Source organism: Streptomyces sp. NPDC054813 (assembly GCF_053611365.1).
Window position 1 is genome coordinate 77,988 of the sequence record NZ_JBSHAF010000030.1, and the last position, 15,188, is coordinate 93,175.

Below are 15,188 nucleotides of genomic sequence, written 5' to 3' on the forward strand. Positions count from 1 at the left end.
GATATATCTAGGACAGCTGCAACAGCCCGCGCAGCAGGTCCCGGCTCTCGTCCGGTCCGGGGCTGTCCTGCTGGAGCTCCTTCAGCGCCTGCTCGTACTGGGCGACGTCCTCACGCTTGTCGAGGTAGAGGGCGCTGGTGAGCTGCTCCAGGTAGACCACGTCGGACAGGTCGGACTCCGGGAAGCTCAGGATCGTGAAGGAGCCGCCCTCGCCGGAGTGGCCGCCGAAGCTGAACGGCATGATCTGGAGCCGAACGTTGGGCCGCGCGGAGATCTCGACGAGATGCTGGAGCTGACCGCGCATCACCTCGCGGCTGCCGTAGGGCCGACGCAGGGCCGCCTCGTCGAGGACGATGTGGAAGTCGGGGGCGTTTTCGGCCACCAGGTACTTCTGCCGCTCCATGCGCAGGGTGACCCGGCGCTCGACATCCTCCTCGCTGGCCCCCTTCATGCCGCGCCGCACCACGGCGCGCGCGTACTCCTCGGTCTGCAGGAGGCCGTGCACGAACTGCACCTCGTACGCGCGGATCAGATGTGCCGCGCCCTCCAGGCCGACATAGGTGGGGAACCAGCTCGGCAGGACGTCCGAGTAACTGTGCCACCACCCCGCCACGTTGGCCTCCCGGGCGAGGGAGACGAGCTGTTCACGCTCGACCTCGTCGGTGATGCCGTACAACGTGAGCAGGTCTTCCACGTCCCTCGTCTTGAAGCTGACCCGGCCGAGCTCCATACGGCTGATCTTGGATTCGGAGGCACGGATCGAGTACCCCGCGGCCTCGCGGGTGATGCCCCGGGCCTCACGCAGCCGCCTGAGTTGCGAGCCGAGCAGCATTCGCCGCACCACCGATCCGGGCTCTCCCGCGCTCACGTTCGCCAGCCTCCCCAACCGTCTTCAGGGCCCGCAGTCTGCCACTAAAACACTTCGAGCAGTACTCGTCCGGTTACGGAAACGGAAAGCGGCCAAAGTTTAAGCACAGGAAGTTGCAAGCAGATAGTGAGCCAACGGCTGCAAGTTGGCGGAAAAAATGGCCAACAAGCGGTACGGGAGGGTCCAATTCGGTCGCGTGCACGTGCATCTGCCCTTGCATCTGCTGTGCGCATCCGAAACCATGGTCCCGCGCCACCGCTGCATCGCAACGACCGCGAATTCCCGGGAGTGCCTCGCATGGGGACGAATGGATCGACCATGCTCAAGCCATTACGGCAGGGCCTTCCGCCGCTTGATCCCGCGGCCGTGTCCAACGCCGCCTCCTGCGCCCTGCCGGCCCGCTACGAAGCGGTGCGCGAGGCCCGGCTGTTCACCCGGAGAACGCTCGACCAGTGGGACGTCGGGGAGCGATTCGACGACATCTGTCTCGTCGTCTCGGAGCTCGTCACCAACGCCCTGCGGCACGCGGTGCCCGGTGAGTCCGAGCACTCCGCCGCACCGCAGGCCCCGGCCGTACGGCTGCACCTGATGCGGTGGACCGAGCGGCTGGTGTGCGCGGTGCGCGACCCCAGCCACGACACCCCCGCACCCAGGGACTCCGACGACTTCTCGGCGGAGTCGGGCCGCGGGCTGTTCCTGGTCGACTCCTTCAGCGACAGCTGGGGCTGGCACCCGCTGGCGGGCACCCTCAGCGGCAAGGTGGTATGGGCGCTGTTCCGGCTCCAGTCCGCCGAATAGGAAACCTGGCGTCTTCGGACGCCGGGTTTCTACGCGCGTTACCGTGCATCCTGCTGCGAATGCGCCGGGTTCCTCCTGAATACGCCCGGCCTCAGCTCACTATCAGGTGATCGAACTCCCCGTCCTTGACACCGAGGAGCATCGCCTCGATCTCCGCGCGCGTGTAGACGAGCGCCGGCCCGTCCGGGAAGCGCGAGTTGCGGACGGCCACGTCGCCGCCCGGCAACCGCGCGAACTCGACGCAGGAACCCTGCGAGTTGCTGTGCCTGCTCTTCTGCCAGGCCACTCCGTCCAGCTGCGTCGCAGCCATGCCGTTGTACACGTCAAACCCCCCGTACACGCCGTCAACGTCGAGGTCCACAGGTCGCTCCCCGGTGGTGCACTAACTGGCTGATGTGGCCATTGATGCAGTGGTCAACTGACCCGGATCATAACCCTGTTCACGTGCAGCTGCATGAGCAGATGCACGTGCACGGGGGGTGTTCCTGCGGATACAGCTTTGACGACCGCTTTCCTCAGCTGTTCCAGCGTCTGCCCCGGAGCTGCCCAGACATGCGACCGCCGGCCCCCGTCCGTGATCGTGCACGCCATCATCCGCGCCGGGTCGTCGAGATCGAACCACTCATGTACTAGGAAGAGACGCGTACCGCGGCCCTCGTGTTCCAGCGTCCATGTGATGGTCCAGTGAGCGAGACCGGCCGGATCGGGATCGAACCACCGGACGGACAGCGTCCGTTCCGGGTCGCAGGCGAGAAACCGCACGTCGACGACGCCGGAGAAGCGGGTGCTGGGGCGCGGGACCGAGGTCGTCCGGTACCGGTGACCGACCTCGAGACGGAAGTTCTCGGCCCCTGCATCTGCCACTGCACGAGCAGATGGGGCTCTTTGAAGGCACTCCGGACCTTCGCCGGCGGATAGACGGATACGGAAGGAACTGGTCCATGCGGACCCGGCCGGATCGGCGGTGGCCTCGTAGCCGAGGACGTCCCGGTAGCAGCGCAGAGCCCGCCCCCGGTCGGCGACAAGGAGAGTGACTGCGGTCGTACGGGGCGTCCTAGCGGGTGGCTACGTACGGCAGCAGCGCCGTCTCGCGCGCGTTCTTGATCGCCCCGGCCAGCAGTCGCTGCTGCTGGGCGGAGACCCGGGTGACGCGGCGGCTGCGGATCTTGCCCGGTCGGAGACGAACTTCCGCAGCAGGTCGGTGCCCTTGTAGTCGATGCAGGTCACGCCCGCCTGGTCCAGCGGGTTCGGCCGGTTCTTCACCGGCTTGCGGTCGGTCGTGCGGGGCATGTCGGGGTCAGACCTCCAGGAGGGCGTCGAAGGCGGGCGGCAGCCGTTTCCAGGCGGCGAGCCCGCCGGCGTACTCGGCATCGGTCAACAGGCAGGACTCCGGCAGCCGTTCGAGCCCGTCGCGGTCCAGACCCGGCGACGTGAAGACCAGGTGCCGGCGGCAGTCGCCGTGCTCCGGGTGCCAGTCCGCGCGGCGGCGGCCGCCTCCACGTCGAAACCGGCGAGGGCGGCCCGGACCAGCGGGGACTCGGACGCGGGCCCCGCCGAGCCCGCCGGGAGATCGACCCGGCGCCCGGCCCGGTTTCGGCAACCGCATCTCGCACTCCCACCGGCGGACCTCACGCCGCTTCGACCCCAACATCCAGACCAGGCGCTACTGGCTGCCGGGCGAGAACCGGCATGTTCGGCTCCGGCTGAGCGCCCGCGCCGTGAAGACGGTCGACACGATCGGCGTGACGGCGGCCGTGGCGCGCATCCGCGCGCGGGGCGTGAAGGTCTGACGGGGGCGAGGCACCGATATGGCGAAGAAGAGCAAGATCGCGAAGAACGAGCGGCGGCAGGAGACCGTCGCCCGCCACGCGGCCCGCCGGGCCGAACTGAAGGAGATCGTCCGGCGGTCGGCCGGTACGGAGGCCGAGCGGCTCGCCGCCCAGCGTGAGCTGCGCAGGCAGCCGCGTGCCGCGAGCGCCACGCGCGTACGCAACCGCGATCAGGTGGACGGCCGCCCACGCGGCTACTTCCGCGCATTCGGTCCGTCCCGCGTGAATCTGCGGGGGCAGGCTCACAGCGGATACCTACCTGGCGTCCGCAAGTCCTCCTGTTGACTCCTGGTAGCTTGCCGCTGTCGTTCGGGCGGCCGGGCGGCCGACCCCCCTAGAGCTTGGGAGCGTTGCGGTGACCATGGCTAAGGCGAGTACGGCTACGACGCACACGGAGACGGCTGGGGCTGCGACTTCGGCCTCGGCTTCGGCGCACGCAGGGACGGCTGCGGCTGCGACTTCGGCACACACGGGGACGACTTCGGCCGTGGCGCGTGGCGCGTCGGCCGGGCGGCCGGGCGCGCGACCCGCCGTGCGGATCGTGGCCGCCGCCGCGGCGGGGCTGGTGGGCGCGCTCGCGCTGGCCGCGTGCAGCAGCGGCGGCTCCGGCAGTTCCGGCGGTGACTCCTCGGCCACCTCGCCCGGCACGTCGTCCGCGGCCGCGACCGCCACGTCAGGATCAGACGGCACCACGGCCTCGTCCGACGCGCTGCAGGGCAGCTGGATCACCACGAGCGGTGGCAAGATCGTCGCCCTTGTGGTCACCGGCAAGAGCGCCGGGCTCTTCGAGACCGGCGGGTCCGTCTGCAGCGGAACCGCCGGCGAGGAGGCCGGGATGCAGATGATCCACCTCACCTGCACGGGCGGCAGCAAGGACCGGGTCACCGGAATGGTCGACTCCGTCAGCAAGAGCGGCTTGAAGGTCACCTGGTCCGGAAAAACCGGCGAGGAGACCTACACCAAGGCGGAGGGCGGCAAGTTGCCGTCGGGGCTGCCGACGGCAAGCCTCGGACAGTAGGAGAAATAGGGGCAATCGGCGCGCATTCAGTGGCTGAGGCGTATTTTCACCACTCCGCGGCGATCGGCCGGACCGCACCGCGAAGCGGTCAGGGGCAGGGGCGGGCGCGCGGGACCCGGGCAGGGGCGTGATGATGCTGGGACACCGCCACGACCTCGATGGGGATCTGCTCATGCGCGCCATTCCGCTCACCGTCACGGCCCTCGCCGCCGCCCTCGCCCTGACCGCCTGCGACGACGGCAACGCCGGCACCAGCAGCAAGAACAGTTCGGCCTGCGAGGTGGGCAAGGTCTCCGTCCAGGTCGGCTCCGCGAGCGTCGCGCCGGCCGCGGGCGACACCGGCGAAGTGCCGGTGAGCATCACGAACCAGAGCGCACCCTGCACGCTGGACGGCTTCCCCGGCGTCACGCTGAAGGCGGGTGGCACGTCGGCGACGGTGTCCAACCTGTCGGGCGCGAAGGCCGACAAGCTCAAGCTCGCCAAGGGCGACTCCGCGACGTTCTCGATCAGCTATGTGCGCGCCAAGGACGGCGACAAGGCGGGCCTCGCGGCCACGTCGATGACGGTGTCCCTGCCGGGAAGCGACGCGACGCAGAGCTTCCCGTGGAAGTACGGGCCGGTGGCGGGCAAGGGTTCCGCGGACAAGCCGAACGCGACGGTGGGGGCGTTCCAGCAGGCGGGGGACTGATTTCCGGGGCAGCCGGCCGAGCCGGGCCGGGTCGTACGTCGGCCCGGGCCGCACGTCGGGGACCGCACGGCGGCCCGGACTGCACGTCGGCCCGGGTCAACGCGTTGGGCCGAGCCGCGCGTCCGCCCGGGCCGCGCGTCGGTCCCGGCCGCGCGTCGGCCTAGGGCAGTGGGGAGCGTGAGTGGACCTGGGCCCGGTCCGCCGCTCTCGTACCCTCCGTCCAGCCCGCCTCGTCGGTCACCCCGCGCAGGCGGGTCGTGGTGGTCTCCGGAAACATCCGCTCCATGCGGTCGGTCACGGCCATCTCCCTGGTGGCCAGGACCGGGAGCAGGTTCTGGGGCGCCTCGGACCCGGTGACGGCCGCCCGCGCGGCGGCCGCCAGCCGGTCGCCGACCCGGTGGGCGTACGCCGCCAGGAAGGACTGACGGAAGGTCTTCGTCCGCTTCCGGCCGCCCGCCCGCTGCGCCGCCTCCGCCTTCGTCATCGCGTGCGTGGCCTGCACCAGCAACGAGGTGTAGAGCAGCTCGACCGCCTCCAGGTCCGCCTCGAAACCGACGACCGTGGAGAACGCCAGCGGCTCGTTCCACACCGCCCGGCAGTGGTTGGCCGTGGCGACCGCGTCCAGCAGCACCGCCTTGGCCTGCTCGTACGGCGGCTCGACCCCGATCCGGCAGGCTCCGGGCACATCCGGCGCGGGCGCCCCTGCGGCGAGCAGCGCCTCGTCGACGCTGTGCCGGGCCATCAGCTCCTGCGCCTTGGCGCTGAGCGCCTCCGCCTCCTCGGGATAGCCGGTCGCCTCGGCTTTGGCGAGCAGCGCGCGGATCCTGGTGAGCATGCGGGACTCCGGCCGGTGCCCGTGCGCGCGGGGTCCGGACTCGTCGAGGGGCTCCAGGGAGGGCAGCCGCAGCAGCAGCCGGTACAGCTCCAGGACGGCGGTGGCGTGCGAGAAACGGTCACCCGCGCGCGCGTGGCCGTCCGGCAGCGCGTCCAGCTGTGCCTGCCAACGGGGGCCGCGCGACCGGTCGTCCGGCGCCTGCGCCCGGATCAGCCCGGCGACGAGCCGGACATGCGGGTCGTCCAGCTCGCGCCGCACCAGTCGTACGACGTCGGCGGGCTGCCAGCCGCGCCGCCAGGCCGCGGCGACGAACTCCCGGCCCCGGCGCGCGAGTTCCGCGTCCGCGCCGGAATCGGCCGCGAGGAGGGACGCGCCCGTGTCGAGGCCGGAGTCGGTGCCGTCGTACAGGGCGGCCTGGAAGGCTCGGTCGACGGTGCTGGGTTCACTGCTGGTCACACGTCGATCGTGCCACGCGCGACGGACAGCGGTCGGCGGCCGTCCACACCCTGTGGACAACTGCCCGGTGCCCGGCCGTCACGATGGAGCCGGAATGTCAACCCAGGGTTGACACCCTTGGAGTGTCAACCTACGGTTGACACATGGCGACCAACCCGAACATCACGGCATCCGTACGCCTCGACGACCTCATCGCGGCGATCAAGACGGTTCACCCCGAACCCCTCGACCAGCTCCAGGACGCGGTGATCGCCGCCGACCACCTGGGCGACGTGGCCGACCATCTGATCGGCCACTTCGTCGACCAGGCCCGGCGCTCGGGCGCGTCCTGGACCGAGATCGGCAAGAGCATGGGCGTGACCCGGCAGGCGGCCCAGAAGCGCTTCGTGCCCAAGGAGTCGGCCGACCTCGACCCCAGCCAGGGCTTCAGCCGCTACACCCCGCGGGCGAAGAACGTGGTCATGGCCGCCCACAACGAGGCGATCGCGGCACGCAACCCCGAGGGCCGGCCCGAGCACCTGGTCCTCGGCCTCCTGTCCGAGCCGGACGGCATTGCGGCGAAGGCGATCGTCGCGCAGGGCGTCCTGCTGGACACCGTGCGCCAGGCGGCGACGGCCGCGCTTCCGCCGGCCGCCGAGAACGTCCCGGACCTCGTCCCCTACGGCCCGGAGGCCAAGAAAGCCCTCGAACTCACCTTCCGCGAGGCCCTGCGCCTCGGCCACAACTACATCGGCACCGAACACCTGCTGCTGGCCCTCCTGGAACACGAGAACGGCGACGGCATCCTCAGCGAACTGGGCATCACCAAGCCCGCGACCGAGGAGTACATGTACAAGGTGCTGGGACTGCTGCTGGAACAGAAGAACGCGGCGGCGGAGGCCGCGGGCGCAGCGGCGGAGTCGGCGGGCGAACCGAAGAAGGGCGAAGCGGGCTGAAAAGTCCGTCGAGACGCTGAACCACCAGGTCAGGACCGTTGTCAGTGCCAGGTGCCACACTCGCAGCATGACCGACCGGTGGGCTCTCGCTCCGGCCGAGGACGGTGGCGTGGACGTCGCCCCCCTCGGCCCGGACGGGCTGCCCGCCGGGCCGGTGCGGCGGGAGTCCGATCTCGCCGGGGCGGTCAGGGGCCGCCCGGAGGTAACGCGCTGGGTGTGGCGGTCGACCGCCGAGGTCTACCCGCGTCTGCTCGCCACGGGGGTGCGAGTAGAGCGGTGCTATGACATCGAGGACGCCGAGACACTCCTGCTGGGCCATGAGGGACGATCCGGTGAGCCGCACTCGGCCGCCGCCGCCCTGGCCCGCCTCCGCGGCGGCCCCGTACCACCCGATCCACCACAGCGCTCGGCCGAACCGGGCGCGCAGTCCCCGCTGTTCGAGCCGCAGGGCACCGCCCGCCTGACGCTCGACGAACTCCTCGCGGTCTACGCCGACCAGCAGCGCCGGCACGACCGGGCCGAGCACCCGGACCGGATGCGGCTGCTGACGGCCGCGGAGTCGGCGGGGATGCTGATCGCCACCGAGATGAACCGCGCGGGCCTGCCCTGGAGCGCCGAGGTCCACCGCGAGCTGCTGCGCGAACTGCTCGGCGAGCGGTACGCGGGCGGCGGCGAACCCCGCCGGCTGGCCGAGCTGGCGGACGAGGTGTCGGCCGCGTTCGGCAGGCGGGTCCGCCCGGATCTGCCGGCCGATGTGATCAAGGCCTTCGCCCAGGCCGGGATCAAGGTGAAGTCCACCCGCCGCTGGGAGCTCTCCGGCATCGACCACCCGGCGGTGAAACCGCTCCTCGAATACAAGAAGCTGTACCGGATCTGGGTGGCGCACGGCTGGACCTGGCTCCAGGACTGGGTGCGCGACGGCCGGTTCCGGCCCGAGTTCCAGGCGGGCGGCACGGTCACCGGGCGCTGGGTGACGAACGGCGGGGGCGCACTGCAGATCCCCAAGGTGATCCGGCGGGCCGCGGTCGCCGACCCCGGGTGGCGGCTGGTCGTCGCCGACGCCGACCAGATGGAGCCGCGGGTGCTCGCGGCGATCTCCCGGGACCCCGGGCTGATGGAGGTCGCCGGGCGGGAGACCGACCTCTACCAGTCCGTCTCCGACCGCGCCTTCTCCGGCGACCGCGGACAGGCCAAGCTCGCCGTCCTGGGCGCGGTCTACGGCCAGACCTCCGGTGACGGCCTGAAGAACCTGGCCGCGCTCAGACGCCGTTTCCCCAAGGCGGTGGCCTATGTCGACGACGCGGCGCGGGCCGGCGAGGAGGGCCGGCTGGTGCGGACCTGGCTGGGCCGGACCTGTCCGCCGGCGGCCGGTGCGGGCGACGGCGCGGAGGAGGCGGGGATGCCCCAGCAGGAAGCGGAGGAGCATGCGGCCGAGGGCTGGGTGCCGGGCTACGCGTCCACCAACTCCCGTGCCAGAGGCCGCTTCGCGCGCAACTTCGTCGTTCAGGGCAGCGCCGCCGACTGGGCTCTGCTGATGCTCGCGGCGCTGCGCCGGACCTGCGCGGACCTGGCGGCCGAGCTGGTCTTCTTCCAGCACGACGAGGTGATCGTGCACTGTCCCGAGGAGGAGACCGGGGCGGTCGTGGTGGCGATCCGGGAGGCGGCCGACCTGGCGGGACGGCTGACGTTCGGGGAGACGCCGGTCCGCTTTCCGTTCACGACGGCGGTGGTGGAGTGCTATGCCGACGCGAAGTGATCAGTCAGCGGCTGACAGCAGCTCGCGCAGCTCCACGAGGACGTCGGGCTCGTCGGTGCCGTCCAGGGCGGCCAGAGCGGCGCGCCAGACGTCGTACGCCTCGCTCGTGCGCCCCTGTTCGCGCAGGAGGAGACCGAGCTGGTGGCGGGCCAGACCGCCGCTGTAGCGGTCGGCGCGGGCGTCGGCGCGGCGCAGGAGTTCGACGCACTCGTAGTGGGCGCGGTCGGTGTGGCCGAGGCCGCGCAGGGCACGGACCAGACCGAGCCGGGTCTGGGACTCGCCGTGCCAGTCGCCGTGGTGGCCGAGGATGCGCAGGCTCTCCTCGAAGTGCGGGGCGGCGGCCGCCGGTTCGCCCAGGGCGAGATGGGCGTAGCCGATGTTGCAGTGCGCCGAGTGCTGCACGATGACGGCGCCGATCGCGTCCCCGATCGCCAGCGAGCGCCGGTGCTGCTCGATGGCGGCGCGGGGATCGGTGTGCTCGTAGAGGTTGCCGAGGTGGCTGTGGGTGACGGCCTCGCCGTAGGGGTCGTTGAGCTGCCGGGAGTACTCCAGGCTCTGCCGCAGCGCCTCGCCCGACTCGTCGTACCGTCCGAGCCCCTCGAGGAGCAGCCCCCGGTTGTTCAGGCACCGCCGGATCCAGGACACCACGTCCAGCCGCCGCCAGATGACGAGGGCCCGGTCGGTCAGGGCGAGGGCCTCCCGCTGGCGGCCGGTCAGGAAGTGCAGCCCGGCGAGGTCGCCCAGGGCGTAGGCCTCGGCGGGCTCGTCGTCCAGGCGCCGGGCGGCGGCCAGCCCTGCCGTGCCGAGCACCTCCATCTCGGCGACCCGTCCGCGGCGCAGGACATAGGGGAAGAGCAGCCGGACCAGCGTGGAGAGGTAGGCACTGATGCGCGGGTCGGCCGTGTCGGCGTACCGCTCCACCAGGGCGACGATGTTCTCCAGCTCCACATCGCCCCAGGCGAAGGCGTGCTCGGCGCACTCGAAGGGAGCCAAGGCGGCCGAGTACGGCTGGTGTTCGGCGGGCTGGGCAGCGGTGGGCCGGCGGCGGTCGCCCTGTTCGAGGCCGGGTTCGAGCATGGCGACAAGGGCGAGTTCGGCGACGGCGGCGAACCAGCGCAGGGCGGTGAGTGCGGCCTCGGTGCGGTCGGTCCCCTCGGCCAGCTCCCGTGCGAAGTCCCGGACCAGGTCGTGCGGGGTGTAGCGGCCGTAGGCGGTCTCCTCCAGGAGGGCCACCTCGACCAGCCGGTCCAGGGCGGCCTCGGCGCGGCGCGCGTCGAGGCCGGTGAGGCGGGCGATCAGGAGGGCGCCGTAGGTGGGCAGGTCAAGGGCGCCGATATGGCGCAGGGCGAGGGCGGCGTCGCGGTCGGGTGCCCGGTCGGAGGCGGCCAGGGCGTCATGGGCGACGGCGAGGGAGCGCCGGACGCTCAGGTCGTCGTACTCGAGGTGCTGCAACCTGCCCTCGGTGGCGGCGAGCTGACCGGCCAGCACCTCGGGGGTGAGGGCGCGGCGCGCGGCCAGCCGGGCGGCGACCACCCGCAGGGCGAGCGGCAGCCGGCCGGTGAGGCCGACGAGCGGGTGACCGGCGTCGATCTCCGCCCGTCCGCTGACCGTGCGCAGCAGGGCGGCGCTGTCCTCGCCGGTCAGCGGCCCGAGCGGAAACCGGCGGGCGCCGTCGAGCGCGGTGAGCGGAGAACGGCTGGTGACGATCACCGCGCAGCCGGGGCCGCCGGGGAGCAGCGGTCGTACCTGGGCGGCGTTCGCGGCGTCGTCGAACAGCAGCAGGGTGCGGGTCGGCGCGAGCAGGGAGCGCAGCAACGCGGCTGCCGCGTCCGGGTGTTCGGGGATGTGCCGGGGGTCGGCACCGAGGTCCCGCAACAGGGCGGCGAGCGCTTGGGCGGGGGCGAGCGGGGGTACGCCCGGGGTGGCGCCGTGCAGGTTGACGTAGAGCTGGCCGTCAGGGAAACGTTCCCGCAGGTGATGGGCGACATGCAGCGCGAGCGCGCTCTTGCCGACACCGGCCATACCGCTGACGACGGCGACGGCCGGACCGGCCGCGGCGGCGAGGGCACCGCCCAGCTCGTCACGGACGGCGGCGCGTCCGGTGAAGTAGGCCGGGGGCGGGGGTAGTTGGGCGGGCCGGGGCGCCGAGGAGTCGTCGCGCGTAGAACCGGGACCGGGGGGCCGCTCCTCATCCGGGTCGCACCCCGCCCCGGCGCCGGCGCCCTCGCCCGTCGGCCGACGGTCCGCCGACGCGCCCGTCAGGGGCGCGGGGAACTGCGCGACCAGCCAGGACGACCCCGCACCCGCCTCACCACCTTCACGCACCCCCTCGCGTGCCATGCCCGCGTCCGGCCTACCCTCGCCCGAAACCAGCGCGTCCAGCCCACCCCTGTCGGCCACACCGTTGCCCTGCACGCCGTCGTATGACCCGCCGCCGGTCTCCCCCGCTCCGCCGCTCCCCCGCAGTACCTGCACATGGGCCTCGCGTACCGCTGCTCCCGGCTCGACGCCGAGTTCCTCGATCAGGCGGTGGCGCAGGTCGCGGTGGACGGCGAGGGCCTCGGCCTGGCGGCCGGTGCGGTGGAGGGCGAGCATCAGCTGGCGGTGGTAGGCCTCACGGAACGGGTACTCCGCGACCAGCGCCGCCAACTCCGGCACGACACCGCCCAGTCTCGGCCCGCCGAGGGCGAGCTCCGCGTCGTAGCGCCACTCCAGCAGCAGCAGCCGTGCCTCCTCCAGACGCTGCACGAAGGCGTAGCCGCCGAACTCGGCGGGGAGGCCGCAGAGCGGGCTGCCGCGCCAGAGCGCGAGCGCCTCGGCGCACGCGCTCAGCACCGGCGCCCACTCCCGGCGCCCGTGCGCCGCGCGCGCCTGTGCCACCCGCGCGTCGAACACCTCGACGTCCAGCTCACCGTCGTCGACGCGCAGCAGATACCCGGGCGGTACCGCGCGCAGCCGCTCCGGGTCGTCGAGGAGCCGGCGCAGCCGGGTGACGTGGTTGTGCAGCGAGGCCTGTGCGGACACCGGGGGTGCCCCGCCCCACAGCGCGTCCTTGACCGAGTCGACGGAGACGATTCGCCCGGCCTCCAGGAGCAGCGCGGCGAGCAGCGCGCGCACCTTGGGGCTGCCGATGGGCCGGACGTCGCCGCCGGGGAGATACAGCACCGGAGCTCCCAGCAGTCCGAACCGCAGCTCGTACCGCCGCATCACTCCGCCCATCGCCTTCCCGTACGGTCATGGCCGACCGCGCTGCACGGCGGGGATGCCCGCCGGTACCTGGCTCCTGGCGGAATTCGATCCCGTCGAGGACTAGTTCCCGCCACCTTCTCCGTGCCGTCGGGGCCGGAATCCGCAGGGTTTCCGGCCTGTTCCCGGAGTCGTACGACGCCTTCACGCCAACCGGTCGGCGGCCTCCGGGGGAAGCGCTGGCCATATGTTAGCGATCCGTTGGCGAACCCTGATGTGATCTTCACATCGGATCGGGCCCGACGGCGCGCGTGTATAACGCGCAACTCGGGGGAGTGTCGCCGCAGGCCTGGATCCGGGGACGCGAGAGGGCCCCGGTCGGCGGAGGTGAACGACCGGGACCCTCGTCCCGTTTCCGGCACGGTCGCCGGACTCAGATGACGGGCGGGCGCCCCAGCCGGGTGAGCCACCAGACCGTGCGCCAGCGCATCGGCCGACGCTCACCGGCAGGTTCGCGCATCCCCTCCACGAAGCCCCCGAACCAGGCCCGCAGCCCGCCGGTCGAACGGGTCCGCAGGAGCGTGATCAGCGTCCACACGGCCAGGTGTACCGGGATCAGCGGCAGGGGCAGCCGACGGCGGGTCAGCCAGACCCGGTTGCGGGCGGTCACCCGGAAGTAGACGGCATGCCGGGCCGGCGAGGTCCGGGGGTGCTGGAGGAGCAGCTCGGGCGCGTAGAGGATCTTCCAGCCGGCGTCGGCGGCCCGCCAGGCCAGGTCCGTCTCCTCGTGCGCGAAGAAGAACTCGGCAGGCCAGTCGCCGGTCTCCGTGAGCATGGTCATGCGCAGGGCGTGTCCGCCGCCGAGGAATCCGGTGACGTAACCCCCGCGCATCGGGTCCGCGTTGCCGACGCGGGGCACGTGCCGCTGCTGGGTCTTGCCCTGTTCGTCCGCGATGCGGAAACCGACGATGCCGAGGCGGGACTCGGCGGCGAACAGATCCCGGACCTGCCGGAACACCTCGACGTCGACGAGCACTCCGTCGTCGTCCAGTTCGACGACGACGTCCACGTCGCCGTACGCGCGCAGCCTGGCGAGGGCGATGTTGCGGCCGCCGGGGCAGCCGAGGTTGTCCTCGACCTCGACGGTGGTGACCTCGCCGGGCAGGTCGAGGCGGCGGGCGAACTCGGGAAGCCGGCAGCCGTTGCCGACGATCACGATGCGGTCGGGGGTGAGGTCCTGCTTGGCGACGGACCTGAGCAGGGCGTCGACTTCGTCGGGCCGGTTGCCCATGGTCACCACGGCTACCGCGAGCCTCGGCTGCGCCATGTCCTCACCCCATCCGGCCGACGGCGGTGCCCGCGCCCGACCGCGCGACACTCGTCGTTCACCAAGATGTTGCCTCACATGGGGCCGTAGTCCTGGCTTCGGTTTAGTTTGCGGTCCTTTTACGACATTTTTTCCCAGGCGGAACGAACCCCCGCCCCGGCCGGGCGTTGTGACGGTCCCTCACCCGGGCTGCCCCATGGGCGCTCCCGGACGCAACTACCTCGCCACTCTGGCCATCAGGGACCTCGGCGGCGGCACGCTCATCCCGGCACCTTGCAGACGGTAACGACGCCCGCGGTTGGTCAGCCCGGTCGCCAAGAGATCGTCTCGTACCCCTGTCCCGCCGGCAGCTCGACCTTCGAGCTGGAGCCGCACCTGGCCGTCCCGCGCCGTACGGGCACCCTCGGCCTCGACTACCGGCAGGAGTCGTCCGTGGGCGACTTCATCCTGGGCAGCCGGCCGCCGGCGATCCCTGCATCTGCAAGCGCAACTCCGAATGATGCCCCCACCGATTCAACTCGGGAAATTTCCTTCCCTTTTCGCGGAAATGGGAAATCCAATCCGCTTCCTCCGACCGCCGCACCCTTCTCGCGATATCGCTGATCACGAACGTGGGAGGTGCCGGCCGAAGACGCCACACTCGTTCGACGTGACCGAACCTGACGCAGGCCGACCGGCTACGCCGTGCGCCGGCCCACAGGACGACGGCTGCGCGAAGGACCTGGCGAGCGCAAGGAAGTGCAGCCCGACGATCAGACACACCGCAGCGGGAACGTAGAGCCATAGACCGAACCGGCCGGGGATCAGGATCACCACGACGGCCGCCACGGCCTGTCCGATATTCATCTGGCCGAAAAAACGTCACGGGCCGTGACCGCCGCGGCCACCGCCGGCGCGATTACGGAGAACGACGTCGGCGCGGACACCCTCGGCGTCAGTCCGGAGACTCCCAGGATTTCCTACATGGATGCGGAAACAGACATTATGACCACGCCTTTCATTGATCACCCGCTCAGCCTGCCGCAGTGCTCCACCCGGAAAGCCGTGCAGATGTCACGCAGCACATGGCTGGGAGGGGTTCAAGGAACCATCCTGCGGCATACCCGGATCAGTCAGACCCGGTGGTACGTGCAAGGTCGGTCGCATCTCTCGAAGGACGCGATGCGCATGGGGGACCACTTCATGCCCCGCCCGGCCAGCGCGGACCTCGCTCCGGAACCCCCAACTGAGACCAGAACTGAGACCGTCGACAGCCGTGCGGCGCGCCAAGCGGCGTCGCCGCGTCCGCTGAACCAGAAAGCCCAACTCAGACAAGTTCTGAGCTGGGCTTCGGTGGAGCCGCCTTCGGGATTCGAACCCGAGACCTACGCATTACGAGTGCGTTGCTCTGGCCATCTGAGCTAAGGCGGCGCGTCGCCCGCACTATGGTGCGATCAGCGACGTCGGTAAGTCTACACAGTTTCCGGGGGTGCTCGGGACACGCCCCGGCAGC

At 71.5% G+C, this 15,188-nt stretch carries 13 protein-coding genes, 1 tRNA gene and 3 pseudogenes; 8 read left to right on the top strand and 9 right to left on the bottom strand.

Annotated elements, in window-relative coordinates; translation table 11 throughout:
• Positions 1-7: 7 nt before the first annotated feature.
• Positions 8-832 (bottom strand): helix-turn-helix domain-containing protein, encoded by an 825-nt coding sequence (locus ACWGJB_RS42020; protein ID WP_453385326.1) that lies wholly within the window; start codon positions 830-832, stop codon positions 8-10.
• 354 nt (positions 833-1,186) lie between these two features.
• Here ACWGJB_RS42020 and ACWGJB_RS42025 point away from each other — a divergent pair, with 354 nt between their 5' ends.
• Positions 1,187-1,666, top strand: coding sequence for an ATP-binding protein (locus tag ACWGJB_RS42025; RefSeq protein WP_453385292.1), 480 nt, complete (start codon positions 1,187-1,189; stop codon positions 1,664-1,666).
• A 91-nt stretch (positions 1,667-1,757) separates the two neighbouring features.
• Here ACWGJB_RS42025 and ACWGJB_RS42030 read toward each other — a convergent pair whose 3' ends face one another.
• From ACWGJB_RS42030 to ACWGJB_RS42045, 4 genes and pseudogenes are all read right to left on the bottom strand, one after another.
• Positions 1,758-2,027 carry a DUF397 domain-containing protein gene (locus ACWGJB_RS42030; RefSeq protein WP_351712088.1) on the bottom strand — a complete coding sequence of 90 codons (270 nt, stop codon included), beginning with the start codon at positions 2,025-2,027 and terminating at the stop codon, positions 1,758-1,760.
• 53 nt (positions 2,028-2,080) lie between these two features.
• Positions 2,081-2,530: an SRPBCC domain-containing protein gene (locus tag ACWGJB_RS42035; RefSeq protein ID WP_453385293.1), complete on the bottom strand. Its 450-nt coding sequence runs from the start codon at positions 2,528-2,530 to the stop codon at positions 2,081-2,083.
• A 190-nt stretch (positions 2,531-2,720) separates the two neighbouring features.
• Positions 2,721-2,956 (bottom strand): annotated as a pseudogene (gene rpsR, locus ACWGJB_RS42040) (30S ribosomal protein S18).
• Between the two features lie 7 nt (positions 2,957-2,963).
• Positions 2,964-3,143: pseudogene (locus ACWGJB_RS42045) on the bottom strand (cobalamin biosynthesis protein CobW); the annotation flags it as partial.
• Positions 3,144-3,270: 127 nt separating this feature from the next.
• Here ACWGJB_RS42045 and rpmB point away from each other — a divergent pair.
• The 4 genes from rpmB (at position 3,271) to ACWGJB_RS42065 (ending at position 5,201) form a co-directional block, all read left to right on the top strand.
• Complete coding sequence (rpmB, locus tag ACWGJB_RS42050) at positions 3,271-3,456, top strand: 50S ribosomal protein L28 (RefSeq protein ID WP_453385327.1); 186 nt, start codon at positions 3,271-3,273, stop codon at positions 3,454-3,456.
• Between the two features lie 18 nt (positions 3,457-3,474).
• Positions 3,475-3,780, top strand: a complete 306-nt coding sequence (rpsN, locus tag ACWGJB_RS42055; RefSeq protein ID WP_453385294.1) for a 30S ribosomal protein S14 — start codon at positions 3,475-3,477, stop codon at positions 3,778-3,780.
• A gap of 202 nt (positions 3,781-3,982) precedes the next feature.
• A complete protein-coding gene (locus tag ACWGJB_RS42060; protein ID WP_453385295.1) occupies positions 3,983-4,513 on the top strand; it encodes a hypothetical protein in 531 nt (176 codons plus the stop codon).
• Positions 4,514-4,685: 172 nt separating this feature from the next.
• Positions 4,686-5,201: a DUF4232 domain-containing protein gene (locus tag ACWGJB_RS42065; protein ID WP_453385296.1), complete on the top strand. Its 516-nt coding sequence runs from the start codon at positions 4,686-4,688 to the stop codon at positions 5,199-5,201.
• A gap of 160 nt (positions 5,202-5,361) precedes the next feature.
• On the opposite strand, the gene ACWGJB_RS42070 is transcribed toward ACWGJB_RS42065, so the two are convergent.
• Positions 5,362-6,492: a DUF2786 domain-containing protein gene (locus tag ACWGJB_RS42070; RefSeq protein WP_453385297.1), complete on the bottom strand. Its 1,131-nt coding sequence runs from the start codon at positions 6,490-6,492 to the stop codon at positions 5,362-5,364.
• 143 nt (positions 6,493-6,635) lie between these two features.
• On the opposite strand from ACWGJB_RS42070, the gene ACWGJB_RS42075 reads away from it, so the two are divergent.
• Complete coding sequence (locus ACWGJB_RS42075; RefSeq protein ID WP_453385298.1) at positions 6,636-7,427, top strand: Clp protease N-terminal domain-containing protein; 792 nt, start codon at positions 6,636-6,638, stop codon at positions 7,425-7,427.
• A gap of 67 nt (positions 7,428-7,494) precedes the next feature.
• A complete protein-coding gene (locus ACWGJB_RS42080) occupies positions 7,495-9,183 on the top strand; it encodes a bifunctional 3'-5' exonuclease/DNA polymerase (protein WP_453385299.1) in 1,689 nt (562 codons plus the stop codon).
• On the opposite strand, the gene ACWGJB_RS42085 is transcribed toward ACWGJB_RS42080, so the two are convergent.
• Positions 9,184-12,402 (bottom strand): BTAD domain-containing putative transcriptional regulator, encoded by a 3,219-nt coding sequence (locus ACWGJB_RS42085; protein ID WP_453385300.1) that lies wholly within the window; start codon positions 12,400-12,402, stop codon positions 9,184-9,186.
• 400 nt (positions 12,403-12,802) lie between these two features.
• Positions 12,803-13,696, bottom strand: a complete 894-nt coding sequence (locus ACWGJB_RS42090; RefSeq protein WP_453385301.1) for a glycosyltransferase family 2 protein — start codon at positions 13,694-13,696, stop codon at positions 12,803-12,805.
• 1,089 nt (positions 13,697-14,785) lie between these two features.
• Between ACWGJB_RS42090 and ACWGJB_RS42095 the strand changes: the two are divergent.
• Positions 14,786-14,987, top strand: a pseudogene (locus tag ACWGJB_RS42095) (tyrosine-type recombinase/integrase); the annotation flags it as partial.
• Positions 14,988-15,029: 42 nt separating this feature from the next.
• Here ACWGJB_RS42095 and ACWGJB_RS42100 read toward each other — a convergent pair.
• A tRNA-Thr gene (locus ACWGJB_RS42100) sits at positions 15,030-15,106 on the bottom strand.
• Positions 15,107-15,188 lie beyond the last annotated feature (82 nt).

Bases quoted from the DNA above. Each gene is read 5' to 3' on its own strand.
- ACWGJB_RS42020 (WP_453385326.1), bottom strand. From the start codon at position 832: ATGCTGCTCGGCTCGCAACTCAGGCGGCTGCGTGAGGCCCGGGGCATC.
- ACWGJB_RS42025 (WP_453385292.1), top strand. From the start codon at position 1,187: ATGCTCAAGCCATTACGGCAGGGCCTTCCGCCGCTTGATCCCGCGGCC.
- rpsN (WP_453385294.1), top strand. From the start codon at position 3,475: ATGGCGAAGAAGAGCAAGATCGCGAAGAACGAGCGGCGGCAGGAGACC.
- ACWGJB_RS42065 (WP_453385296.1), top strand. From the start codon at position 4,686: ATGCGCGCCATTCCGCTCACCGTCACGGCCCTCGCCGCCGCCCTCGCC.
- ACWGJB_RS42075 (WP_453385298.1), top strand. From the start codon at position 6,636: ATGGCGACCAACCCGAACATCACGGCATCCGTACGCCTCGACGACCTC.
- ACWGJB_RS42080 (WP_453385299.1), top strand. From the start codon at position 7,495: ATGACCGACCGGTGGGCTCTCGCTCCGGCCGAGGACGGTGGCGTGGAC.
- ACWGJB_RS42085 (WP_453385300.1), bottom strand. From the start codon at position 12,402: ATGGGCGGAGTGATGCGGCGGTACGAGCTGCGGTTCGGACTGCTGGGA.
- ACWGJB_RS42090 (WP_453385301.1), bottom strand. From the start codon at position 13,696: ATGGCGCAGCCGAGGCTCGCGGTAGCCGTGGTGACCATGGGCAACCGG.